Annotated in this window: 14 protein-coding genes; 6 read left to right on the top strand and 8 right to left on the bottom strand. The window is 44.6% G+C overall.

The genetic code is table 11. From position 1 onward, the window contains the following. Positions 1-1,728 (top strand): solute:sodium symporter family transporter, encoded by a 1,728-nt coding sequence (locus tag C6Y39_RS18160; RefSeq protein WP_105932617.1) that lies wholly within the window; start codon positions 1-3, stop codon positions 1,726-1,728. A 274-nt stretch (positions 1,729-2,002) separates the two neighbouring features. Further along, on the top strand, positions 2,003-4,411 hold the full coding sequence (locus C6Y39_RS18155; protein WP_105932616.1) for a TonB-dependent receptor: 2,409 nt from the start codon (positions 2,003-2,005) through the stop codon (positions 4,409-4,411). 108 nt (positions 4,412-4,519) lie between these two features. Here the strand turns inward: C6Y39_RS18155 and C6Y39_RS18150 are convergent, their stop codons facing one another. The 6 genes from C6Y39_RS18150 to C6Y39_RS18125 all read right to left on the bottom strand — a co-directional run bounded on the left by C6Y39_RS18150 (position 4,520) and on the right by C6Y39_RS18125 (position 13,606). Continuing rightward, positions 4,520-5,473 (bottom strand): cation diffusion facilitator family transporter, encoded by a 954-nt coding sequence (locus C6Y39_RS18150; protein ID WP_105932615.1) that lies wholly within the window; start codon positions 5,471-5,473, stop codon positions 4,520-4,522. A 171-nt stretch (positions 5,474-5,644) separates the two neighbouring features. After that, entirely contained in the window at positions 5,645-7,129 is a 1,485-nt protein-coding gene (locus C6Y39_RS18145) for a tryptophan halogenase family protein (RefSeq protein WP_105932614.1), read from the bottom strand. Positions 7,130-7,142: 13 nt separating this feature from the next. Continuing rightward, on the bottom strand, positions 7,143-8,180 hold the full coding sequence (locus tag C6Y39_RS18140; RefSeq protein ID WP_240618932.1) for a cupin-like domain-containing protein: 1,038 nt from the start codon (positions 8,178-8,180) through the stop codon (positions 7,143-7,145). Positions 8,181-8,221: 41 nt separating this feature from the next. Further along, positions 8,222-8,944 carry a SapC family protein gene (locus C6Y39_RS18135; RefSeq protein WP_167390684.1) on the bottom strand — a complete coding sequence of 241 codons (723 nt, stop codon included), beginning with the start codon at positions 8,942-8,944 and terminating at the stop codon, positions 8,222-8,224. A 21-nt stretch (positions 8,945-8,965) separates the two neighbouring features. After that, positions 8,966-10,534, bottom strand: a complete 1,569-nt coding sequence (locus C6Y39_RS18130) for a tryptophan halogenase family protein (RefSeq protein ID WP_105932612.1) — start codon at positions 10,532-10,534, stop codon at positions 8,966-8,968. A gap of 120 nt (positions 10,535-10,654) precedes the next feature. Further along, positions 10,655-13,606 (bottom strand): TonB-dependent receptor, encoded by a 2,952-nt coding sequence (locus tag C6Y39_RS18125; RefSeq protein ID WP_240618931.1) that lies wholly within the window; start codon positions 13,604-13,606, stop codon positions 10,655-10,657. A gap of 617 nt (positions 13,607-14,223) precedes the next feature. Between C6Y39_RS18125 and C6Y39_RS18120 the strand changes: the two genes are divergently transcribed. The 4 genes from C6Y39_RS18120 (at position 14,224) to C6Y39_RS18105 (ending at position 22,363) form a co-directional block, all read left to right on the top strand. Then, entirely contained in the window at positions 14,224-16,905 is a 2,682-nt protein-coding gene (locus C6Y39_RS18120; protein WP_105932726.1) for a glycoside hydrolase family 16 protein, read from the top strand. A gap of 63 nt (positions 16,906-16,968) precedes the next feature. After that, entirely contained in the window at positions 16,969-19,914 is a 2,946-nt protein-coding gene (locus tag C6Y39_RS18115) for a TonB-dependent receptor (protein ID WP_105932611.1), read from the top strand. A gap of 150 nt (positions 19,915-20,064) precedes the next feature. Next, positions 20,065-21,900 (top strand): Lnb N-terminal periplasmic domain-containing protein, encoded by a 1,836-nt coding sequence (locus tag C6Y39_RS18110; protein ID WP_105932610.1) that lies wholly within the window; start codon positions 20,065-20,067, stop codon positions 21,898-21,900. 31 nt (positions 21,901-21,931) lie between these two features. Then, positions 21,932-22,363, top strand: a complete 432-nt coding sequence (locus tag C6Y39_RS18105; protein WP_105932609.1) for a DUF3015 family protein — start codon at positions 21,932-21,934, stop codon at positions 22,361-22,363. A gap of 72 nt (positions 22,364-22,435) precedes the next feature. Here the strand turns inward: C6Y39_RS18105 and C6Y39_RS18100 are convergent, their stop codons facing one another. Then, positions 22,436-24,988 carry a glycoside hydrolase family 3 protein gene (locus C6Y39_RS18100; protein ID WP_105932608.1) on the bottom strand — a complete coding sequence of 851 codons (2,553 nt, stop codon included), beginning with the start codon at positions 24,986-24,988 and terminating at the stop codon, positions 22,436-22,438. Between the two features lie 12 nt (positions 24,989-25,000). Then, the gene (locus tag C6Y39_RS18095; RefSeq protein WP_105932607.1) at positions 25,001-26,263 is read right to left on the bottom strand and encodes a sugar MFS transporter; all 1,263 of its coding nucleotides are present in this window, start codon (positions 26,261-26,263) and stop codon (positions 25,001-25,003) included. Positions 26,264-26,443 lie beyond the last annotated feature (180 nt).

The following is a 26,443-nucleotide window of genomic DNA, read 5'->3' as shown; positions in this document are numbered from 1 at the left end:
ATGGATATCACCCTTACCCTGCTATCATGCATGGCGTTTATGGCACTGGTTGCCGTTATTTCTTACATGAAAACTAAAGGGGAAGTAAACACGCAAGACGGTTACTTCCTTGCTGGAAGAGGGCTTACCGGCACTTTTATTGCCGGGTCCATGATCCTTACTAACCTTTCCGCAGAGCAGCTTATTGGCTTAAATGGCTCTGCTTTTGGCTACAATTTAAGTGCGATGGCATGGGAAGTCACTGCAGGCATCTCTACCATTATCATGGCGCTTATTTTCTTACCCCGTTATTTAGCAGGCGCTTTCTCCACCTTGCCTGAGTTTTTGCGCGACCGATTTGACGATAGCGTACGTAGGATGACGGTTGTTCTATTTATGGTGGGCTATTCATTAGTAACTATTCCGTCGGTACTTTACTCTGGCTCTATTGCCGTACTTCGGCTTTTTGATGTACCAGGCCTCTTTAACGTAAGTTATGAAGTAGGCTTAGTTATGACCATTGTGATTGTTGGCACCATAGGCGCGCTCTACGCTATTTTTGGTGGTTTAAAGGCAGTGGCAGTATCAGATACCATCAACGGTGTGGGCCTTTTAATTGTGGGTTTACTGGTTCCAGTTTTAGGCTTGGTTGCATTGGGCGACGGCAGCTTTAGCCAAGGTCTATCTACTATTGCTACAACGGAAACTGAAAAGCTCAATGCTATAGGTGGACCCGACGACCCTGTCCCCTTCGGTACTATTTTTACCGGTATGATCTTAGCTAATCTGTTTTATTGGGGTACAAACCAATACGTGATTCAGCGTACTCTTGGGGCAAAAAATCTGGTTGAAGGCCAAAAAGGCGTATTATTCTCAGGCTACTTTAAAGTGCTAGTGCCTTTTATGATGATGCTGCCAGGCGTAATCGCATACCACCTGTATCAAGACGAAAATCTTCAAACTATCGATCTAGCCTACCCTCACTTGGTGAAAGATGTGCTGCCACAATATTTGTCAGGCTTCTTTTTAGCGGTCCTGCTGGGTGCGGTGTTTAGCTCTTTTAATTCTTTACTTAACAGTGCAGCCACCCTCTTTTGCTTGGATGTATATAAACCCTTCAAGAAGAATAAAGTAAGTGACGAAAAGCTAATACGCGTTGCCAAAATCACCAGTATTGTTATTGCGGTTCTTTCCTTTATTACTGCGCCGTTGCTTATGTTTGCTCCAGAGGGATTGTGGCAAATCATTCGTATATTCACTGGGTTCTACAATATCCCTGTAATCACCATTGTACTGGTTGGTTTGTTTACAAAGAAAGTACCTGCCCTAGCCGCAAAAGTGGCCATTATTTTCCACGTCATCGCTTATGGACTGCTTAAGTTCGTATGGGAAGTCGATATCAACTTCATTCATATTTATGCCATCTTATTCGCTATCGAACTGGCCATTATGTTAACGATAGGCAAGCTTTACCCAATGGCGACACCATGGCACTTTACGCCCAAAGCCGAAGTTAATATGACCCCGTGGCGCTATGCGATACCGTGCGCCATTGTGCTTGTTGGCCTTATTGCAACACTGTACCTGATGTTCTCTCCTGTAGGCTTTGTGGGTGGTGTTAGCAGCGCCTTTATTCCGGCACTTATTGGATTATGGGCGACATGTTTTGTCGCAATTGGACTAAGCCTTAAATGGTGGCGTGTAAGATATGAGCGAGGTTTAGAGCGTCTAACCTCGCAGCCCGCATAAGCCAAACATTTTAGTTCTGTATAGAAAAAACACGAAAAAATTAACATAACGTTTGCAAACGACTTAACAATTGTTTAACTTAATCACTCTTATATAAGACACTAGATAAAAGATATCTTTTATCTAGTTCTTCAAATAGAAATTCGCGTAGCGCTGTACCCTACGTACTAAAAATAAAAACCAAGCACCGTCTACTTACAACGGTTGATATATCAAAAAAAGTGTTGGCCATTGTTAGTTAGAGCGAGATAAGCGAAAGACCCTGGAGAACAACATGAATACAAAAAGATCGATCATTAGTAAGGCGGTAACCCTTGCTATGACATCTGGCTTGCTGCTTCACGCAAATGGCTATGCGCAAGATGCAGAAACCAAACAAACTGAAACAGCTAAAGACGACAAGTCATTCGAGCAAATTGTCGTTACCTCACAGAAACGTGTACAAAGTATTAGCGACGTCCCTGTTGCAGTATCCGTATTGCGTGGTGACCAGATAGAATCGGCTTTCGCAAACAATGTTGAAAATCTTCAAGCGCTTGTTCCATCGGTAAGCTTCCGCAAAGGTACAACAACCCGTAACTCTGCACTAACCGTTCGTGGTATTGGCACAATTTCATTTAGTATCGCTGCCGAGCCAAGTGTGGCGACAGTGGTAGATGGTGTGGTACTAGGCCGTTCAGGGCAAGCTTTCGCTGACCTCTATGACGTTGATCGTATTGAAGTGTTGCGCGGTCCCCAAGGTACGCTTTTCGGTAAAAATGCTTCAGCCGGTGTAGTCAACATCACCACAAAAGATCCTTCACAAGAGCTAACGGGTAGCCTTTCTACAGAATTTTACCAAGACAATGAATATCGTTTAAAAGGCACGGTGAGCGGCGGTTTAACCGACGACCTTTCAGCTAGCCTGACTGTCTTCCAAGGTAAATTCGACGGCTACATCGACAACGTTTACAACAACGAAACGGTAAACGGCTATGACCGCGAAGGTGCGCGTGCAGTAGTACTCTATGAACCAACCAACGATTTAAAAGTAAAATTTATCAGCGAATTTTACAGTGCTGATGACGATTGCTGTGCTGACTTAGAGGGCGTATCAAGCGGTCGTAATCCAGATTCAGAAGCTGCGCCTAGCAGCGCGACTATTGCTGACGGTATTGATTTAGAGCAGCGTCAAATTGACCATGACTTTGAGTCTCGTACTATTGACGACCACTCAGCCTTCTCTGTTCAGGTTGATAAAACCGTTGGCGATTATACGTTCACTTCAATCACCGCTCAGCGTTCGTGGGAAAATACTGAATTCCGTGAAGGTGACTTCACCTCGATTGCTGGCGACAGCGACCAACCTGTATTTGGCGTACCATTCCAATTACACGATGTAGGTGAGCAAGAGTGGAGTCAGTTTTCTCAAGAATTCCGTGTTGCTTCAAACCTGTCTGGCCCATTTAACTTCCTAGCTGGTATGTTCTACTGGAACATGGATTCAGAACGCAACTTTACCCGCGATGCGAGCTGCCAGAATAATGCAGGCCAACTTGGTGATGCACTTTCGTTTTACGCACAAAACAATTTATCGGGTGACGACCTAAGTGCCGCACTATCAGACTTAGACGCTTACGCTGATTCATTAGGTGTATCGTGCAATGCAAACGATATTGTTTCTGCCACCGCATTTATGAGTACCGAATTTAATAACTGGGCGGTATATGGCGACGGAACTTATGACTTAACTGATGATATGCGTCTTATCTTCGGTCTTCGCTATACCGATGACGAAGTGTCTTATAAGCATCGTCGCATCAGTAATGATGAATATGGTCGTCGTGGTGTTGGTGTGCGCCCTGCTACCGAAAACACTGACGCAGAAGGTGTGGTAGATGAAACCAATCTGTCTGGCCGTGTTGGTCTTCAATACGACCTGGACCAAAACCAGATGGTTTATGCAACTTACTCACAAGGATACAAAGGCCCTGGTTTCAACGTTTACTATAACTTCAATCCAGCGAACGACGGCAGACCTATTGGTGCTGAAGAATCTGACGCGTTCGAAATAGGCTATAAGTACGCAAGTCGTGATTTGCTACTAAACGTTGCGCTCTTTAGTACCGACATTGAAGGCTTCCAAGCGAACAACTTTGACTGTTCAGACGGTGCGTGTATTACCCGTCTTACTAATGCTGGTGATGTTACCACTCAAGGCATTGAGCTTGACATGATGTGGAACGCTACTGACAACTTAACCCTTATCGGTGGTGCTGCATATACCAAAGCAGAAATTGACAAGTTTAATTGTCCCGAAGAGGCAACATGTACTGACCGTTCAGGTCTTGATGTGCCTTTCTCGCCTGACATGAAGTACTCACTAACAGCTGAGTATTTTATGGAAACAGAGCATGGTTTTAACGTTTATTACAACGCGTCTTACATCTACACCGATGAACAGTATTCTGACCTTCCGGGTAACACAGGTGAATTTAATCCGCACTCATTGCTACCTGACTACAGCATGCTTAATGCTAGTGTTAGTTTCTCATTCAAAGACGACGCTTTCCGTGTATCTTTGATTGCTAAAAATCTGTTAGACGAAAGCTATGCAACCACATATAGCGGTGACAACTTCCGTTATCAAATTCCTCGAGATGCAGACCGTTACTACGGCATAGCATTTAAAGCACAGTTCTAAAGCTTCAAAACGTCTGTGTTCAAAGGGGCGTGCAAACGCCCCTCTTTTTTGCTTCGCCTCCACTTGCCAATCAGCAGCAAGGCATGCCCTTATAAAAAATAAAGACGTTCAACGTATTTCTTCGTGCTCATGATGATGAGAATGAGCATGCAAATGATCACTTTCATCACGGCAGGGTTCTCCCGGTAATTCAAACTCTATAGTGGTATGCGCAAGCCCAAAGGGCGATAAACGCGCGTGAACTTCTTGTTTGAGTAGTCGCAATTTTTTATTGTCTATTGCACAGTTAATTACCACATGTGCAGTAAGCACATGCTGCTCTCCGTCAAGTGACCAAAAATGCACGTGGTGGATTTCTTCAACATGCTGTATTCCCAACAACGCATTGCTGATCGCATTTCTTGTAGCCAAGTCAGGCACCCCTTGCAAAAACAAAGACATGGTCTGCACAACGTATCTCACTACGTTTATTAAAATGAAGAGCGTAAAACAAATAGACAATATTGGGTCGAGAATAGGCCACTTTACAAAATGAAGGACAATGGCAACAACCAGTACTGCGACCCACCCCATTGCATCTTCAATTAGGTGCCAGTTCAGCACCTTTTCATTCATTGAATGACCGCCATGGAGCTTGTAGGCCGCGAATCCATTTACCAAAATACCCAAAATAGCAAGTCCTATCATACCCTCCGTCATAGGCATTTCTGGGTTGTATAAACGGGGGATGGCTTCAGACAATACCCATATTGATCCAATAACAAGGATCACCCCATTTATCATCGCCCCCATGAGGCTCAAACGCTTAAAGCCGTAGGTGTATTTTTCGGTTGATGCCTTGTGACCAAGTTTACTTAAATACCACGCCAAGCCTATGGAAAGCGAATCACCTAAGTCGTGAACAGCATCAGCCATAATGGCGACACTATTAGTTAGCCATCCGCCGAGAAATTCAATAATAGTAAAAATAAAATTGAGCCAGAACGCCCAGCCAATGCGCGCGGAGTCTTCGCGATGAGCCGATGGTTCACCATGATGATGACTGTGGTCGTGATGGTGCATGTAGGTGTCCGATGCTAAGTGTACCGAACTATACTATGCCAACCTACATAAGCTTTTTCTTCTTTTTTCGATTTTGAGGCAATTAAAATAATGCGCTGGAGCAGGGTTAACAAACTGAAAATATAGCGTGGCGCCTATTGCTCACCACGCTGGAAAGTTAACTGTTAAGCCTTACCCGCAGAAACGAGTAATGTAGTCTTGGTGAGGAGGTAGTTTAGCAACGGTTTTTTCAATACCTTGCTTAATACTATTTAATAAGGTTTCCAACTCCTGTCGACTCATTGTATCCACAATCGGATGGTAGCTTTGTGGCATTAATCCTTGTCCAATCATAACTTGCTGCCAAGAATCATCAAACAATTCGCTACCTTCTCTAAACACACGTCCTGTTTTTTTGAATAAATCTATACGATGTCGCAGAGATGCTGGAATATCCATTTGACGACAGTGTCGCCAAAACGGCGAATCTGTCCTGTTAGTCACATGATAGTGAAGGATAATAAAGTCCCGAATGTGCTCAATATCGAAATCAGCTTGACGGTTGAACTCATCAATATCCTCTTGCACAATTCCTGCAGTTGGAAACATGCGAAGAAAGCGCACTATGCCCTGCTGAATTAGGTGAATACTCGTAGACTCTAAAGGCTCAAGGAAGCCGCTGGCCAACCCTAGTGCTAAACAGTTCCTATTCCATTGTTTACGCCTTTTTCCCGTTCTAAAATGAATAACTCTAGGGTCGTTTAGTGGCTTGCCTTCTACGTTGTTTAACAGTTTCTCAATGACTTCATCATCAGAAAAATAGTTACTGCAAAACACCATGCCGTTACCAACTCGATTTTGCAGAGGAATTCGCCATTGCCATCCGGCTTCATGCGCGATACAACGAGTATAAGGGATAGGTTCTCCAACAGACTCTGTCTGAACCGCTACAGCACTATCGCAAGGTAACCAATGCGACCAGTCTTCATAACCTGTATGTAGCGCTTTTTCTATCAATAGACCTTTGAAGCCTGTGCAGTCAACAAAGAAGTCACCTTCAATTACTTCACCAGATGCTAAGGTTAACGCCGTTATAAAGCCATCCGGCTCTCTTGTTGTTACTTCTTTTATTGTAGAGTCGATGCGACGTAGACCTTCTTTCTCCGCCAAGTTGCGTAAAAATCCAGCGTAGCGTGTGGCGTCAATATGATAAGCGTAATTTAGGCCATTGTTTGGCAAATGAGCGAACTTATTTGCTTCTGCCGCCTTCCGCTCTAGGCAGTAATCGCCGAAGTCAGTTGCGAGCCCCTCTTTCAGACCTCGCATCCAGAAATGCTGGAAACCTGCTGCCCAGCAGTCTTTTCCCGTTACACCGAAGGCATGCAAATAAGCATGTTCAAGATCTTTCCAGTTCTCAAAGTTAATGCCCAGCTTAAATGTTGCATTGGTTTGGGCCATAAATTCTTGCTCATTAATCTTGAGCAACTTATGAAAAAAGACAAGCGTTGGAATAGTGGCCTCGCCTACGCCCACAGTCCCAATTTCAGAACTTTCAATAAGCGTGACGTCAACTTCTTTACCTAGCAGCCGTGTAAATGCGGCTGCTGCCATCCAGCCTGCGGTACCTCCACCGGCTATGACCAATCGCTGCTTTTTCTTTGTCTGCGTAGATGCCATATTTACCTCTAATTTAATGCTTTAAATTGTTAACCAGCCACGCTTTAAACTGGCGTACGGTATTTTCGTCTAACTCGCTAAGAGGGCCTTGCTTTGACGGCGGTATATGATTAAAACGCGTCCCGTCGTCATCAAAGACGTAATGATCAAAAAGCGCCTGCCACGCTCTTCGCTGTGCCTTGGGTAGCTGCTTTAAAGTAAGTAGCGCGTGATATAAAGCATTTTCGGAGCGGCCGATATATGCGGGTACATCTCGCCACCAATAGTTGATAAGTAGATTAATTGATTCTGTACCTTCAATGTGATGCCACCACATAGACGGTATATATAGCGCGTCGCCCGGAAGTAACTCTACCACCAAGGCATGCTTCATCGCCTCCTCAAATCGAGGATATTTATTCAGGTCTGGCGCACTGAAATCAACCATGCTGATCGGTTGACCTGCAGGCGTAAAATGCAGCGGCCCAACATATAAATTTTTCGTCTGAGAAGGGGGAAACAACGTTACTCTTCGCTTACCAGACGCAACGCAGATTAAATTATCAGGAGCGTCGTAATGCGCAGCAATGCGACTTTTATTACCAATCCATAACGTACCCAATGGGTCCAACGACTCAATCGCGATTTTGTTTTTTCCAAGCAAACCTGGCAGACAGGAATCTACTGTTGTAGAGCCCACATAAAGGGTCTCGGCCGTTGAATTATGCTGCTCAGCCAAAAGCGCGCCTAGCGCAGTTTTAAAGAGCATTTTAACCCGCGAGAAATTAAAGCCGGTGATATCGTCGTTGTAAAACATGCGGCCATCGGCAGACGCTGGCAATCGAATTGCGTCAACGACTGCACCTCTATCAAACTCAAGAAGATAGTCACACAAAGATTCATTGCTAGCCTTCGCAGCTTGAACAAGTGGCCACTCTGCAACAAGCTGCTCAATAACGAGCGGTTCGTCCCGCCCAGTAAGATACTCAGCAAGTCCACTTTGCGAGCATTCAAGGGTCGACGTTGTTACAGTTTCTGGTTTGGCGCAGCGACGCTGCCACATGTTATCCATAGACGCGAAACGCTCTCTTATCTTTGCAACGGCTCAATTGTCTATTTCTCACGCGCGTTCTTTTTAAGCGTAACAAGAGTACTCAGTTGAGACATAGACGCGAGCATCATATAAATCGTGTTTAGGTGACCTTTCTCGTGCAGATCTCCTAGTGCATCTTTATCCAACGATTTAAGCACATCTTCGTTAATTGTATAAAAGCCAGACAAACGATTCGTTCCGTTGCCATCCAGATCAATATCTACAACAAACGACTCGATAAGGTTATTTGCCTCAAGGGCAGCTATAAATTGCTCGTGACTAGCTTGAGACTCGTGTAGCGTGCTGAGTACATTTGCTACATTGTCGATATATTCACTGTTACCTCCATGAGGCAAAAACACGTCAACACTACTATCGTGGGGTTCGTTTACTACTCTCGGGTCGTCCATATCGACATGAATAGACAAGCGCTCTTGGCCATCCGTATTGCTTCTTCCAATTAAAAATGGCCCTTTTTCAATGACTAAAGGAAGGTAAGAAGCGTGCCACTTGTCATCGTCTAGAAATAAGTTTTCACCTTGTTCTAGTCCAAACAATGCAACCATTTGAAAGTTGCCTTCACCATCTTTTGCGAAAACAAGAGGATAATGTGCTTGTGCATGTCTAGCCTCAACAGGAAAAGCGGCGACACACATTTGCTTAGCGTCAGGTGAAAGTGAAAAGTCTTGAATCACTTTTAGATCTTTGTGTTCCACATTGTTTAGCAAAACATGATTTGCCATCATTTTCTCCTAGGTGCAATTCTATGCGCGAATTGCCTTAATTAGTTCACGATTAGTCGGAAGAGCAGCAACGTGCTTGTGAGACAGTTTTTCGTTCGCCTTTACTGCGTTTAACGTTTGTCCCATCACGCTATCAGAGTATCGAGAGAAGTTAATAGCGAATTGCTCTGGCGCTTTCATTCCGTAAAGTACATACATGTAGCTAGCCGCTGGAAAAAGTTCGTCGGCATAGCAGAAATCTGTTAAAGAGATAGGTCTGTACTGCCACTCAAGCAGCCAATCTTTGAGCTGTTCAGAGGCATTATCAAGGTTAGTCATAAAGCGCCAATAGGGCGAATCCTTTCTTTCGCTTAACACGTAATGCAACTTCAGAAAATCAACGATACGCTCCCAGCGACGCGTGAAGTTGCTATTAAAACGCTTGCTCACCGAGGGCATAATTTCACGATGATTTGGCAAGTGCTCCGAAATAAAACGAGCGGACATTTCAACCATTACTAAAGCCGATGCCTCTAGTGGCTCTACAAAACCTGCGCTTGTACCTACCGCAACACAGTTTTTAACCCATGCTGTTTTTCTATAGCCTGGGCTGAAAGTGATTTTTCTAAAGTCATTTTCCGATACATCTTTCGTTTTTTTACATGATGTTAGATAGGCTTTCAGCGTTTCTGCTGCTTTCTCGTCACTTGCAAATTCGCTGCTATAGACGCAGCCTACGCCTTTTCTGTGCGGTAGACCAATATCCCAAATCCATCCGTTCTCATGGGCTGTAGATAATGTCGCCGAAGCAATATCAACAGTTTCATCAACGTAGCCAGCTTGAACTGCCATCGCACTGTTATTTTTCAGGCCCTGTGATACATCGGTGATGGGTGAATTAAAATGTTTTCCAATCAGGCTTGCAGAGAACCCCGTACAATCGACGAATAAGTCACCACGTATTTCTTGGGACTTACACTCTAGGCTTGCTATATAACCCTCAACATCTTCTTTAATATGCTCTATATGGTCGTTAACATAATTAACACCCAATCTTTCGATACAGTGTGTTTTTAGTAACTCTGCAAATTTGTGAGCATCAAGGTGATAGCCATAATTAGCCACGGCGGCATAGGGTGGTGTTTGCACCTGCTTTGGCGCTTTAGAAAAGTTACACAGTAATGACTGCGTACTAAACATTTCGGAAAAGGTAGATTTTTGATGCTGGTGACCGTGTGATAGCCACCATGCCCCAACTTCACCTTCGAAAAATCCGGCCGGAAGGCTAAAAGGATGGTCGTAGATATTCTCCGACTCTGTCGACTTCCAGTTTATAAAACGGGTGCCCTGCTTGAATGACGCATCGCAAGATGCGATAAAATCGGCTTCACTGATCCCTATTTTTCTCAGTGTATCCCGCATTGTGGGCCATGTGCCCTCGCCTACCCCTAGTATTTTTACATCTGGGGATTCCACAAGTGTCACCGACACACGGTCATTGTTTTTGATGTTGTGCTCTGCAGCGAGAATTGCAGCTGTTAACCACCCAGCAGCACCGCCGCCTGCCACGACAATGGAAGTTAATGGAGCTTGGAAATGTGATTCCTTCATATTACTTACCAACAATGATGGAGTTTCGACTTGGTGAACACTACTCTATTTCTAACGCAGATAAAAATAGAGCGTTACGGCATAAGCCACAACGCTCTTTAAGTTACAACTTAGTAATACTTAGAAGCTGTAACGGACACCAACATTGTAGCGAGGCTCAACATCGTAGATACCCATAAGCATATTCGGGTGTCTGCCATGCGCTCTTTGATATTCGCCAGTTACGTTAATCCCTTCAACAAAGAGTTCAAGGTTCTCATTAACGTTATAACGCACGTTAACATCAATTTGGTCGTATGCTTCTACATAAGTCGGGTTACGTTCGCCGTTTCCGTCAATCGTTCCTGACAGGAACTTATCACGCCAGTTCCACGCAACACGCACTTCCCACTCGTCTTTTTCATAGAAAAGTACGGCGTTAGCTGTATCGCTTAGACCAAGTAGCACGAACTGGTTTTGTACCCCTTCACCTTTGTTCGTGTTGTAGTTATCGTAAGTAACATCACCGTCAACCGTTGTGTAGTTGACGATAACACCAAAGCCAGTTTCACCGAATATGTGCTGAACCGCCATCTCAAAACCGTCTACGGAACGAGAGGTATCAGAGTTAACAGCCTGAGTTACCGTAATAGGTAACAGCGGATCTTCGCCAGGTATACCTTGTACAGGGTCACCAAAGTTTGCTCGCAAATACTCAAGTACCGCACCAGCATCATCTGTTCCCAGTGCTGCCACAGCTTCATCGTAACGCGGTCCACCAAATGGTGTAGGCAAGTCGAAAATCGTATCTACAAACGTGTCAGAACCAATAAAGTTATCTACTGTTTTATCGAAATAACCGATAGACACATAACTTCCTTCGCCATAGTAATACTCTGTCGAGAAATCGATATTCGTTGATTCAAATGGCAACAGATTTGGGTTACCCGCATTACCTGTACCGCCGTTAAAACGTGCAAGTTGATTTACGGTTAAGCCACCTTGTATATCTCCGTATCCAGGACGGGTGATGGTTTCACTGTAAGATGCTCTTACGTACCAGTCTTCACTCATCTCCATCTTGAAATCAAGTGATGGTAAGAAGTGGTCATATCCACCGTCAAGAGTCGTAAACGTTTCGCCGTCAATAACTGCATTGAACTCGTTTGCTCCTGACCATTGAATAGTCGTGAACTGAGGAACGAGCGCTGTAGACTCTACGTCAGTATCTTCGTAGCGCAGACCGGCACTTACCCACACTGGTTTACCTGCTAACTCAAACTCCATATTTGCTTGCAAGTAAGCAGCAATTTGAGTTTCAGTAACACGGCGATCTACTTGATAATTTGGATCCATACACAGACGCGTACCACATGGACTGATAGTTTCACCATTTGCTGCCGCTATAGCGCTTATCGCTCCAATCAGGTCCTGCATATTTGATGCATAGTAGAATGGTTCTAAATCAGCACCATTACTACCTAACACGTCATCGAAGCGACTTGGAAGGTCTTCTTGCATGAAGATATCATCTGGATAATCATCAGCCGTTCCATAACCACCCCATGTATCGCGCTGTGCAACTGAGTAAGCAGAACGGTTTTTCGCCTCCATAGCCGTAATACCAAAATCAATACTCGTGATTGTTCCTTCGTCGAAGAAGTAATTACCACGGAATTGAACTTGGTCAATTTCAGACTTCATGTAGCTGTTTCTGAATGACGTACCTGATGTAGACATGCGAGCAGGATCTAGCCCGTTCACGCCATCTGCGTAAGTAATGTCCATCACTGGGAAGTCTTGCGAGTAGTCAACTTCAGTCAATACGCGGTCAAAAGACACTGCGCTAACCACATTATCACTTCCTAAGTCATTAGAAGGGCCCGCTTCAGCAGTAGATGAATGGACATCTAGCTCTAGCGTAAGATTGTCGGTCGCAACCCATTCAACATTGAAACCAAGTGATTTGTTTTCGTTATAAGTTGAAGTATCTGAAGTGCCTAAACCGATGTCACAGCATGTAGAATCAGCATAAATTACTGGGCCCATTACAGAGCCTTCTGAATTCGTGCCAGGAGTATATTCACCATAGGCAGGAAGCCCATTGAACCAAGTAGAAAGTTGCTGTCTCTGTGTTTGAACTTCCAACTCAGAGTAGGTGTAATCTAATGATGTAGTAATTCTGTCGTTAGGCGCATATTGAAGTGTCAATTGGCCATTTGTTCTTGTTCTGCTGAATTCATCAAAGTTATACGCTAGATTACGAGGTGTTGAATAAACATCATTCGGGCCTGGTATATTGGTAAACGAACCATCGCGAGGCAGCGAGCCCCAGTCACCGCCGTCACCTTTAATAGTATACCAACCATTACCTGTTTCGGCGCTTGCCTGACCGCCATCACGCTCTTGATAAGAACCGATAATCTGAATACCAAACTTATCGTCATTGAACGTTTCACTGTAAATACCAGACACCAGCGGAGTGATAGAGCTACCGGTCTCGGTTGAACCGTCCATCATACCTTTCGCTGTGATAGTGGCCTTTCTTCCAGGGTTTGCCAATGGTTTTGCAGTAACTAGGTTAACCGTAGAACCGATGCCACCTGTAGGCTGAGATGCAAGACTTGTTTTATACACTTCTACCGCAGAAACACCTTCAGACGCCAAGTTCGCAAAATCGTATGAACGTGACGATGATGCAGAAGTAGCAGCAATGTTAGCCGCAGGCATTTGACGGCCGTTTAACGTAACCAAGTTATAGTCTGGTCCAAAACCACGTACTGTGATTCGACTACCTTCGCCTTGAGAACGATCAATCGAAACACCAGTAATTCGCTGCAATGATTCTGCTAGGTTAGTATCGGGAAACTTACCAATATCTTCGGCAGAAATTGCGTCAACTACGCCTGATGCTGCTTTCTTTGTTAGCATGGCCTTAGTCAAACTTTCTCTAATACCGCTTACTTCAATCACCTCAAAGTTTCCGGCTTCGATTTCGTTATCGTTTTCCTGCGCTTGTACTGGAGACGTAATGAGTGCTCCCAATACTAATGACATACTTGATGCCAAACGTGTTTTCTTAAATGTAGTCATGTGTATCCCAGCATTACTGTTTAATGGATGTAGGGAATGAGTAAGTTGTAAAAACGTCACCCTCTCCCCACATTTTTAATTCGATACTTTATTTTGGCACTTAAATTCAGCACCCTATGTAAGCGCTTACAAAAGAGTGCGGAATATTTGAAAGCGCTTACATACAACAATACGATCAGGATGAATGTAATGCAAGTGTTTAATAACTGTTAAATTAAAAACATGCGCCTACATTACTTAACAATACAGATGTAAAACACGCGTGCTTAGACACTATTGACGGCTATACAGATTGAAATAAACATTGATACCTCTATTCTCATTAAAAATCTGTTAACTACAAAAAAATGACAGCCTTTGCTGTTTTGCAGCCCAAGAAATATCGATTACACCGCCACTTTCGCCTTACTTTAGAGGCAATGTATTAGACCAATTATTTAACAATATAAGGCTCAAAACTAAGCTAGATGCATTGACCTTTGATTGCCGTTGAATTAATGTTAGCAAAATGTAAGCGCTTACAAAACTCTAAAACAAAAATGTAAGCGCTTCCAAAAGGCTAAATGTGGCTTTTGCCACAACATAAAAAACCAAAATCTTTGACCAAGGCTGAAATAATGAATAAAAAATTCACTCAACTATCGCAGGTAGCTGCTGCGATATCAGTCACAACTCTAGTTGGCTGTGGTGGTGGAGCAGAAACCTCTACCAATATCACAGCTGTTGACGCGTCTGTTCCAGTCATTGACTGGCAGCTTGTTTGGAGTGACGAATTTGACGGTACTAGTATTGATGACGATAACTGGACCCATGAAGTAGATTGTAACGGTGGAGGTAATAACGAAGCACAATGTTATACCGACAGTGAAGGCAACGCCTTTGTTTCAGAAGGCAGTTTAAAAATTGTTGCGCTTCCAGCAGAAGAGGGTGCGCCAAAACCGTACACATCGGCCCGTCTTAATACACGTTACAAAGCCGACTTTAAATACGGACGCATTGAAATGCGTGCAAAAATGCCAGAAGGCCAAGGTAGCTGGCCAGCATTTTGGATGATGCCAACGGATGAAGTTTACGGCGGTTGGCCACGCTCTGGCGAGATAGACATTGTTGAAGCAGTCAACCTAAAAGCGGCCAACGCTGAAGGTAATCCAGAAAATCATATCTATGGCACCCTTCATTACGGTCAAGAATGGCCAAATAACGATAGCTCTGGCCAAGCCTATTCATTACCAGATGGTGCAAACCCTGCCGATGACTTTCATACCTACGCCATTGAATGGCAGGAAGGAGAAATTCGCTGGTACATGGATGGATATTTGTACGCTACGCAGCGACGTTCTGAGGTGCGTTACAATGCAAACGGCGACGCTACAGGTCTTACACACCGCGGTTGGTATGCTGAGTACTATGAACAAGGTACTGGCGAGCTAACAACACACTGGGATAATGCCCCATTCGACCAGGAGTTTTATTTAATCTTAAACCTAGCGGTGGGCGGAAGCTGGCCTGAGGCCGTTAACGAGACAGGCATAGACGCAGACGCATTCGCAACCGGTCAGACTTTTGAGATTGATTATGTACGCGTTTATGAATGTGCTTCAGATCCGGACACTGGCAAAGGCTGTGAAACTGTTCGCCCGGGTTATGATTCTTTAGATGACGCATTAGTTGAAGGTGCAGCGCCTGTTCCGTCTCCGCCATCTACAGGTATTCCACAAAACCTGACTATCTTTGATGGAACACCAAATCCGAATTGGCCAGCATGGGATTGCTGTGGTGGTTCAACGCCTGCATTAGTTGAAGATGCGGGCCAAGGTCAAGTGTACGAATTCACATTTGGCGAAGCACCTACAGTAATGGGCTTTATTAGCCGATCGCAATTTATCACCGACCCAGAAGGTGAGGCATCGCCGTTCGACGCTTCGCCAATAGAAGAGACCGGCAGCGTTAAGTTTGACTTAAAGGTAACCTCGCTCCCAAACAATGCAACCACAAACTGGTTATTTAAAATTGAAAGCTCTGAAGGTAGTACTTTTGCAGAACTTCCTCTTATGGATGGTTATGTAGGACCGTCAGACACCGCTGGCGCAACGCCAGAGCAAGGCGTGTGGGAATCGTATGAGTTCCCTCTAAGCACACTGGCTGCGGCTGGGCTTGATACGAGTGCTATCGATGTAATCATGGTTTTCCCTGCGTGGGATACTGGTAACGGCGCAGTTTATCGCATTGCCAATGTTGAAATCTCACAAGAAGGTGGCGTTACCTATCCTGAACTTACCATCTTCGAAGACGGCCAAAATCCGGATTGGCCTATGTGGGACTGCTGTGGTGGTTCAACGCCAACGGAAGAAATGGACGATGAAGAACACGGTTTAACAGCGGAGTTCCGCATTGGCGCAGAACCTACCGTAATGGGCTTTATCACTCGCTCTGCTGCTGGCGGTGGTGATACACCATTTGATGCAACAGCGCTAACAGATGGCGGTTTACTGCAATTTGATATGCGTGTAGTTAATGCACCTAACAACGCCGAGGCATCATGGCTATTCAAAGTAGAATCTAACGATGCCTCCACTGCTGTAGAGCTTCCGCTTGCTGAAAGCGTAGAGGGTCAAGCGCCATCTGAAGGTGAATGGCAAACCTATACCTTCCCTATTTCAGACCTACAGGCACGCGGCTTAGATGTAAGTGGTATCGACGTCATCATGGTATTCCCAGCTTGGGGAACAGGTGAGGGCGCGGTCTATCGCCTAGACAACGTGAAGATTTATCACCCTGATAGTGGTGCTGAAACGCCAGCCGGAGGTATTACCCTGTTTGCAGATACTGCCGCAGAGCAGTGGAGAATCTGGGATTGCTGTGGTGGTTCGACACCTACAGAAGAAATCGACGACGCTGAGCATGGCACCGTTGCAGAGTTCAGAATTGGCGAAGCACCAACCGTAATGGGCATCATTGCAGACGACGGTCACTCATACGATGCATCCTCACTACTTACAAACGGCGCAGTGCGCTTTGAGATGAAAGTAAGCTCAATGCCAAATGATTCGTCAGCACCTTGGCTATTTAAAATAGAGTCAATAGGCGCATCAACCGCTGTTGAGCTTCCACTTTCTGCAAGTCTTGAAGGTGCAGAGCCTGTGCAAGGCGAATGGCAGACCTATACGTTCCCACTGCAAACTCTGTTTGACGCTGGCCTAGATATTAGTGCTATCAACGTCATCATGATGTTTCCAGCATGGGGGACGGGCGAAGGTGCAGTATATCGCGTAGATAACGTAGAAATAGCAGCGCAATAACAAAGCCACCGCCGCTCGAAAACGGGTGGCGGTGTTTTATTGATAAGAATCAGTAGGGCAATTATGAAACACACTACTTTTAAAAAGACCCAGCTTGCCACGTCAATGGCTTTGTTGATGGGCTCCACACTAGCACTACCTACCTACGCACAAGAGGCGGAAACGGCAACACCCGCGGAAGGCGAAGTAGAAGTTATACAAGTTAGCGGTATTCGCGGCAGCATGATCCGCTCTATGGACTTAAAGCGCAGTTCAAACGGTGTAGTAGATGCAATATCAGCTGAAGAGCTGGGCAAGTTCCCCGACACGAACCTTGCAGAGGCATTGCAACGTATTACTGGTGTAACCATTAGCCGTAATAACGGTGAAGGTAGCCAAATTACCGTTCGAGGTTTTGGTCCAGAATTCAACCTAGTGACACTAAACGGTCGTCAAATGCCTGGTACTGGTTTTACCCGTTCATTTGACCTTGCTAACCTTTCGTCTGAAGGCGTAAGTACGTTAGAACTTCAAAAAACAGCACGCGCTGAAAATCCAAGTGGCGGCTTGGGTGCAACGGTAAACATCATTACCATGAAGCCACTCTCTCAGCCTGGTCAAAATGCTACAATTTCAGTCAAGGGCATTCATGATACCTCTGTTGATGAAGGTGATGAGTTAACACCAGAAATTGCGGGCGTTTACAGCAACACGTTTGCCGATGATATGTTTGGGTTCGGTTTATCCTTCTCGCATCAAGAGCGTGATTTCCAGCAACAATCAGCGAATATCCAGGGTTGGCAGCTCCAAGAAAACGAGGCACTTCCCGACTTAGATCCGTCTAGCGTAGTAGATAATCGTACCAATATCACCAATGCTGCGTTCTTTCCTAAAGACATGAATTACGGTATTAATGATGTTCAACGTGAACGTCAGAATGGGCAACTTGTCTTCCAATTCCGACCAATTGATGCCTTTACTGCGACCGTCGACTACACCGCAAGTAGAGCAACGACAGGCTCTAATTCGGTTGGCTGGGGTATTTGGAATAACTTTGGCGCTAACATCAACGCATACGAGCTTGATGAAAATGGTACGGCTGTTTTTGCCGATATTAGTGGCGATGATGCTTCTTTCACCGCAAGCCGAAATACAACTCGCGTAGATGCTCGCTCATTGGGTGTCAACTTAGACTGGATGGTAAACGACAACCTTCGCCTAAGTCTTGATTATCACGACTCATACAATGAAATTGACAACGGATTTGATAAGGGTCTAGGCAGCTCGGGGCAAATTATTTTAGGCTCCAACCAGCTAGAATCAAAGGTTTACGACTACCGCGAGGGTGAGATTCCTCAAGTTTTTGTAAACTGGAACAATGGCACTAATGAAATTCTACCAAGTGAAATCGACTCTAACTTCAGTCAGTTCATATACTCGCCAGGTCGTTCTGATATAGAGCAAATTCAACTTGATGGTACTTGGTACAATTCAGCCTTTGATATTCCGCTAAGTAAAGTTGACTTCGGTTACGCGCGCACAGAACAAGCGCTGTCTGGCTTTAACGCATGGAGCGGATTACGTGGTGGGCCGGGCTTCAACCCATCTTTCACACAAATCTTCCCTGATAGCATGTTTGTTCGCAATGATACGTCTGGTTTCTTGGATAACTTCGATGGTGGTGGTGCAGCTATGAACCCTGGCTATTACTACACCTTCAATTTTGACGAGGCCATCGCGCGTCAGCTTCAGTACATAACTGCAGATGTGGTTGGAGAAGGTAACGCTTATTCAATCGACCCCTTCTTTATGGGTGCCCCTTCAGTAAGTAATGTTGAAGAGATTACCGACTCGATCTACGTTCAAACCGAGTGGGACTTCGAACTAGGTGACTACTACGTACAAGTTAATGCTGGTGTACGTTATGAAGAAACAGAAGTACCAAGTTCTGCAGAGGTACGTGTACCACAGCAAGTCAACTGGGTAGCGGCATCTGAATGGATTACGCAATTTGAAGACGGTCTTCAACTACAAGATTTTACCGGTGAATACGACGTTTTACTTCCAATGTTCGACGTTAAAGTGGATGTCACCGACGATATTGTAGCCCGTTTCTCTTGGGGTAAATCAATTACTCGTGCGCCAATTGGCTTACTTCAGGGCGGCTTATCGTTTAGCGGTAGCCCAAAAATTGGAGCGCGCACTGCGTCAGCGGGTAACACCAGTTTGCTGCCATTCGAGTCATCAAACATAGATCTATCTTTTGAGTGGTATTACGACGAGGCGAGTTACGCCGCAATTGGCTTGTTCAGAAAGTCGGTAGAAAACTACATCACGACTACAGGACAAGATCGCCAATTTGAAGGCCTACGTGATATATACCAAGGCCCTCGTTGGAACGAAGCGGTGAACGCACTTGAGGCTGCAGGAGAGCAAGCTACGGACAGCGCTATTTACGATTACTTTGTAAATAACGGCTACGCAGATGAAAATGGCGTAGTAACACCGAATGCTGACGATCCGCTTATCACTTGGCGAACTACACAGCCTGGTAACTCAAGCGACTCAAAGACAGTGGAAGGTATCGAGCTTGCCATTCAGCATACGTTTGGCGATACCGGCTTCGGCTTTGGTGCAAACGCCACATTAGTAGATGGAGACGTAGAGTACGACCCATATAACCTTGAAGAACAAGATCCATTGGTAGGCATCAGTGACTCGGCCAACTTCCAAGTATTTTACGAGAAAGAAGGCTTGTCAGTTAAAGTAACCTACGCATGGCGTTCAGACTACGTGGTGGGTATTGGACAATCTCAAGGCTCGTCGGACAATCCTGCTACTCAGTTTGACACCTTCGGTCAAATTGATGCAAGCATCAACTACGATGTTAATGAGAACCTGACTGTATTCCTTGAAGGTATCAATATTAACGATGAAACTGAGCGTGGTTACGGTCGTTTTGAGGAGCAATTCTTATTTGCTCGCCAGTACGGCCCTCGCTACACGCTAGGCGCTAGATATAGTTTTTAATTTTACCATCCAATTTAAGTTAAAAGGCCATAACAGCGTTATGGCCTTTTTCATTGAATTTGTTGAATAGTAGTGGGAACTTTGTGTATTATCGTGATGGTTAAAAATCAAAAATTAGAATAAAAAATTTACGGAAAAATAAAGCATTTCATGGAAGGAATTATTCGTTTCCTTGTAGTTTCCATATTTATGCTGTCGCAGCTTTTTACCTTTGCAAGCGCCGATACATTAATAGAAACCGCATCACAACACCCAACATGGCTATCATTGTTGCATTATGAGAAGCCATTAGTTGGTTCAGCGTCTTCAGCCATTAAAACTTCCGATTTTTTTTATTCAGAAACTGGTTCAGTTGACGCTTATGCTGAATTAAAAGCCACACTTAGTGCCTTTCGTGACTCTCCAAGTGAGCAATGCAAGTTTCCAGCTAGATCTTTGTTTATATCTGAGTACGTCCAACCACTAACTGAAGTGAATTGTGTGCAATTCGATGCTTTTTTATCGAACATCAACCCAACTGACATGAGCCTTATATACGCGTCCGGATATCTAGGAAATCCAGCCAGTATGTATGGTCATGTATTTTTGAAGTTTAATAATACTGAGCAAAGTGAACTACTAGATAATACATATAATTACGGTGCCCGTTATCCTGAAAACGAACACCCTATCACTTATATTTTTAACGGTATATTTGGCGGGTATGATGGCTATTTTGCGAACCAGAAATACCATCATCAAACACTAACTTATACTGAAAATGAGCTTAGAGATTTGTGGGAATATTCTCTTTCGCTTGGCTCTAAAGAAATCACGTTTTTATTAGCGCATCTTTGGGAACTAGAACAGGTCCCAATGACTTATTATTTCTTTAAACAGAATTGTGCGTATCAAATTGCAAAGCTTCTTGCCATTGCTACCAATCGTTCTTATTTGCCAAAGGGTAAGCCATGGGTAATGCCGTTCGACATCGTCACAACAATTAAAGAAAACCACCCTAGTCTCATTAAATCGGTTAACTACCACCCGTCAAGGCAAGAGGCATTGTATACACGGTTCGCGCAGTTAACCGATAAAGAACGGGTGGCACTAACAGAAGCACTAGAAGCAGAGGAAGTTTCATCTTACTCACTTAAAGAAATTCTGGCGCCACTAAACGATGAGCAAAAAAAGCGTGTCATAGACACAGCATTTGATTACTTTTCATATATTACACAAACGGAAGATGACGATGCACTTTTCGCTGCTCAACAAAATAGAAAAGTATTTGTAGATGCACGCTTTGAACTACCTCCAGGGAAAAGTAGCTTTGCTGCGAAAGCATCAACGCCACCTCACGATGCTCAAGATACAACGCTCATACAAATTGGACTAGTTCACAATAACAGCGCTGGTACGCAAGGCAGTATTAGGTTCAGAGCAAATTATTATGATTTACTCACTATTAATCCAGCGCGAATACCATTTTCGGAGCTCTCAACTTTTGATATGAAATTATATGTCGATAGCGAAGCTCGGATTGATTTTGCTGAACTAACCGCTCTGCGCATAACTAACTTGAATGCGGCCACTACTGGCCTTCCTGGCGATAGCAAATTAGCGTGGAAACTAGCCACAGGTTATAGAGAATTATCTGTACAAAACGACATGAGCTCCTTATACATCGACGGGCTTGTCGGCAAAAGTTATTCACCAAAACAAAATATTGCACTATACGGCGGTTTATCTACAACCGCCATAAGCAAGAACAATCTTGGCGGCTACCTAGCGGTAGGGGTTGAGTTTGGTGGTGTTACTCACGTTTCACCACAATATGCTATGTCCTTTAGCGTGGGACATCAGAGGTATGTCAATGCACCCGACCAGAAGCGAACCTATGCAACATGGGAACAACGCTTTTTGAATAATCAACAATATGATGTTAGGGCATTATTACGCTATGACGAAGAGTTCGAATATTCGGTATCTCTGTCGTATTACTTTTAATAAAACAATAAAACCAAAACGGAGTTTTAAAATGAAAAAAATTGCATCTATTGCACTAGCAGTCGCAGCACTATCTTCAAACGCGTTTGCACAAGACAATGTTGAAGGCGTAAACCCTTGGAAACACTGTGGTATTGGCGCAGCAATTTTTGATGACAACGGCACTGCTGCCGCCCTTTCTAACATCATCTGGGACCTTGGTACGACAGCGATTTCTTCTAAAGTATCGTCTGAAGATTCTTGTAACGGAAAGCGCACTAAAGTTGCGATGTTTATTCAAGACAACTTTGACGCGGTACTTGAGCAAACTGCGATGGGTGAAGGCGAGCACGTAAACGCAATGCTGGAAATCCTTGAAGTAAACGAAGATAACAAAGCTGATGTTGTAGCTGCGATCCGCACTTCTGTTGATGCACAAACACAGCCAGAAGCATACTACAACGCAGTTATTGCTGCGATTTAATAGCTTCCAAAGCAAACGTCGCCAGTGTTTAAACTGGCGACGTTTAATATATTATTAACGCTTAAACTTTCGTCAGTTCTGACAGCTTATACTCGCTGACTCTGCCGCACCTGGCGTAAACTGAATATCTGCCACACTCAAGCTTGCTTTACCCGCACTACCTAATTCAAACGGTACTACAAGGCCGGTAAAGTCGATACCTTCGTCAACAAAGCATTGTAGGTCGATACTCACATTCGTCCAGGTATCAGCAGGCATTGCTTTAAGCTGTTCACTGATATCAAGTTGTGTTGAGCAACTTCCTGGCGCGTCGCCCTCGCCTTCACAGTTCATTCCCACAGTTACAGGCTGCGTGATATCTGAATGACGGCTCACATTAAAGCTAAGCGCACCTTGCGTAAGTAGTTGCGCACTCAAATCCTCGCGGAAAAAGCTCTTACTTGCAAAGCGCATCGCGGCGAATTCAGAGCCATCAAATGTCACTTTACGGGCATCTTCTTGAACCACCTTATCGACGGTGCGGTACGTCAATGCTCCAACAGTATGAGTGCTTGCACTCACTGTTAACGACTCATCACCCGAATACAACCACAACACCCATGGAGACTGAACGGCACCGTTTAGAATTTCCATTGTCTCGTTGTTATCAGTGCTTACTTTTATCTCAGTGTTTAGCGAATCGCTTAATACGTTTTCGGCATCAAAGGTTAGCCCAAATCCATAGGGTAGCAATGGTTCGTAGATCTCATCGCCCTTATTCACGATTTGCTGAGGTTCCGACGGCCAAGAGAAAGAAAGCTTACCTTTGAAATCATGCTTACCAAAAAGTACATCGGCTACCGCTGCACCTTCAGACCCCGGAAGCCAAGCCGCAACAAACGCGTCAGAAGCATTAAGTTCAGCATTTACCCACATTGGACGACCACTGATAAACACCGATACCACAGGAATACCTTGGGATTTCAGTTTTTCTAGCAGTGCTAAGTCTTTTTTGCTGCCGTGCTGATAAATTAAGGTTTCTCTATCACCATGGCCTTCAGCATAAGGTTCTTCACCAAAAACAACTATCGCTACGTCAGGCTTGGTTTCAAAACTACCGTCAACCGAAAGCTCTACGTCACCACCCCCGTTTTCTACATGCGCCTTAATACCGTCATAAATTGAGCTGCCACCTGGGAAGTCATCATTCGTATTATTTGTGCCTTGCCACGTAATACTCCAACCACCTGATTGCTTGCCGATATTGTCGGCGCCATCACCTGCTACCAATATGCGTTTAGTCGCCGAAAGCGGCAGCGTTTTATCTTTATTTTTCAATAACACTAGCGATTCACGAACCGCTTGAGCGGCTACTTCACGGTGCTCAGCTTTACCAATTAATGAACGGTCGGCCGATAGCGGACGATTAGCCGGACTTGGCTTGTCAAATAGGCCTGCTCGAACTTTGACGCGAAGAATTCGGCGAACCGCATCGTCAATACGCGACATTGCAATAGTGCCATCTTTCACTTGAGCGATTGTGTTGTCGTAAAGCACCTTCCAGTCACTAGGCACCATAAAAATATCCAAGCCGGCGTTAATGGCTTGAGCGCAGTCTTCGTTATTACAGCCGGCTACTTGACCGTGGCCGTTCCAATCGCCGACGACGAATCCATCGAAACCCATTTGATCTTTAAGTACGTCAGTTAATAAGTATTTGTGACCATGAAGCTTTTCACCATTCCAGCTGTTAAATGACGCCATGACCGACTGAGCACCCGCCGTTAATCCGCCCACGTAACCTTGGGCATGAATATCGAACAAGTCTTGCTCGCTGGCAATATTGTCGCCTTGGTCATCACCACCAACTGTTCCACCGTCACCCACGAAATGTTTTACGGTACTGATAACACGCTGGTCGCTTAAAAAATCTTTTTCTGCAGCGCCCTGAAGGCCTTTTACAACAGAAGTAGCATATTCCCTAACAATGGCAGGGTCTTCAGAATAACTTTCATAAGTACGGCCCCAGCGGTCGTCACGTACAACAGCAACCGTTGGTGCAAATACCCAATCAATACCTGTCGCCATCACTTCTTTTGCTGTGATATGGGCAATTTCCTCTACTAGCTCAGGGTTGTTTGCTGCACCTAAACCTATGTTATGAGGAAATAAAGTCGCACCAATAACATTGTTATGACCGTGAACCGCATCCGTTCCCCACATCGTTGGAATAGTCGAACCGTCTAGGCTGTCGTCTACCGACGCTTGATATAGTTTTTCGGCAAGCGCTACCCAGTCTTCAGGTGTCGCATGCTTGTCGTTATTAGGGAATGCGCCACCACCGTTTAGGTAAGAACCAAATCCGTACTTACGCATATCCTCGACGGTTATATTGCGAATTTCAGGCTGGATCATCTGTGCAATTTTTTGCTCAAGTGTCATGGTAGAAAGAATGTCTGAAACCTTGCTTTCTACCGCTGGGTCAGCCGTCACCTCGATATTTAGTACAGGCCAAATTTCACTGGCTTTATTCGGTTTATCATCGGCACTGTTAACTGAAGAAGCGTTATTCTCGGTTGTACAAGCACTAACTAAAACACTAACTAGTGCACCTGTAACAACTTTTGCGATTAGACTTTTTCGCATTATTAATCCTCGTTACTTTTCAGTGGATTGAAATTTAGCTACGCGGCTTCCCACAAGACCATAATAGGCGATGTAGAGATAGCAAGAAGCTGGAAGTAAAAACGACAATGTGACGCCGATAGAGTCCGCCAGCATTCCTTGAAGCAAGGGCACGATAGCGCCACCTACTATTGCCAAGCATAGAATACCTGAGCCTTGCGGCGTATCTTTCCCCAACTGCTGAAGGGCAAGACTAAAAATAGTAGGGAACATAATTGAGTTAAATAAGCCCACACCGAGTATAGTCCATAGCGCTACGCTTCCCGTACTTGAAAGGGATAACAAAATTAATACGATCGCAACGCAGGCGTTGAACGCCAACACATAGCCGCCAGATATTTTTTGCATGACTACTGCACCGATGAATCGTCCGACCATGGCACCACCCCAGTAGTAAGCCAGAAGTTTTGCAGCACCTGCCTCGGTAAGCCCCCCAACTGCAGGGCTCGCTAAATAGTTCACTAACATACTGCCAATAGCAACTTCAGCGCCTACATACATAAATATGCCTACTGCGCCTAAAACAAGATGCTTGTGGTGCCACGCGCCGCCTTTAAATACACCCGTACTGGCGCTGGTATGATTTAGCTTAGGTAGCTTCAAATACATAAAAACAAGCGCTAATAAAAGTAACGAAGCAGCAAGAATCAGATAAGGCACTTGGACATCTGACGCACTTGGCGTGCCGCCGCCATGCTCTCCAGTAGCCCCGTAAATCAGGTAGGAGCCAAAAAACGGAGCAACTGTGGTACCAAACGCATTAAACGCTTGAGTCATCGTCAGGCGTGAAGAGGCAGTATTAGGGTCACCAAGAGCGGTAACATAAGGGTTTGCAGAAACTTGAAGAACGGTAATTCCCGACGCCAGGATAAAAAGCGCTAGTAAGAAAATACCGTATATTTGGGTCGAGGCAGCAGGGAAAAACAACAAACATCCAACACAGGCTATGCCCAAACCTAGAACAATACCTTTTTGATAACCAATGCGCGACACCACCATACCGGCTGGTAAAGATACGACAAAATAGGCACTAAAAAAGCAAAACTGAATAAGCATTGCTTGTGTGAAGCTTAAATTAAAAGCCCCTTTTAGATAAGGTATGAGAATGTCGTTCAAGCACGTTATAAAACCCCACATGAAAAACAACGTAGTAAGCGAGATAAGTGCAAAACGGTAACTACCATTCACATTTCCCTCTTGGGCGTTTAAATTATTAGGCTGCACTGGTGTGTCCACAAATAACCTCTGTTGCTATTTTTCGAATTAATGATAGATTTAAATTTGAAAGCGCTTACACAACAGCAAAAATAGCCTTTTAATAATTTTGTAAGCGCTTACATTGAGCAGATAATTACATGAAGCGTTATCGAATTCAATGTAAATATGATGTTATTTACTTTGTATTGCACATTGTAA

The organism is Alteromonas gracilis (assembly GCF_002993325.1).
GTDB classification, from domain to species: domain Bacteria; phylum Pseudomonadota; class Gammaproteobacteria; order Enterobacterales; family Alteromonadaceae; genus Alteromonas; species Alteromonas gracilis.
This window is presented reverse-complemented; position numbering and strand designations above follow the sequence as displayed.

Bases quoted from the DNA above. Each gene is read 5' to 3' on its own strand.
- C6Y39_RS18160 (WP_105932617.1), top strand. From the start codon at position 1: ATGGATATCACCCTTACCCTGCTATCATGCATGGCGTTTATGGCACTG.
- C6Y39_RS18155 (WP_105932616.1), top strand. From the start codon at position 2,003: ATGAATACAAAAAGATCGATCATTAGTAAGGCGGTAACCCTTGCTATG.
- C6Y39_RS18150 (WP_105932615.1), bottom strand. From the start codon at position 5,473: ATGCACCATCACGACCACAGTCATCATCATGGTGAACCATCGGCTCAT.
- C6Y39_RS18145 (WP_105932614.1), bottom strand. From the start codon at position 7,129: ATGGCATCTACGCAGACAAAGAAAAAGCAGCGATTGGTCATAGCCGGT.
- C6Y39_RS18140 (WP_240618932.1), bottom strand. From the start codon at position 8,180: ATGGATAACATGTGGCAGCGTCGCTGCGCCAAACCAGAAACTGTAACA.
- C6Y39_RS18135 (WP_167390684.1), bottom strand. From the start codon at position 8,944: ATGGCAAATCATGTTTTGCTAAACAATGTGGAACACAAAGATCTAAAA.
- C6Y39_RS18130 (WP_105932612.1), bottom strand. From the start codon at position 10,534: ATGAAGGAATCACATTTCCAAGCTCCATTAACTTCCATTGTCGTGGCA.
- C6Y39_RS18125 (WP_240618931.1), bottom strand. From the start codon at position 13,606: ATGACTACATTTAAGAAAACACGTTTGGCATCAAGTATGTCATTAGTA.
- C6Y39_RS18120 (WP_105932726.1), top strand. From the start codon at position 14,224: ATGAATAAAAAATTCACTCAACTATCGCAGGTAGCTGCTGCGATATCA.
- C6Y39_RS18115 (WP_105932611.1), top strand. From the start codon at position 16,969: ATGAAACACACTACTTTTAAAAAGACCCAGCTTGCCACGTCAATGGCT.
- C6Y39_RS18110 (WP_105932610.1), top strand. From the start codon at position 20,065: ATGGAAGGAATTATTCGTTTCCTTGTAGTTTCCATATTTATGCTGTCG.
- C6Y39_RS18105 (WP_105932609.1), top strand. From the start codon at position 21,932: ATGAAAAAAATTGCATCTATTGCACTAGCAGTCGCAGCACTATCTTCA.
- C6Y39_RS18100 (WP_105932608.1), bottom strand. From the start codon at position 24,988: ATGCGAAAAAGTCTAATCGCAAAAGTTGTTACAGGTGCACTAGTTAGT.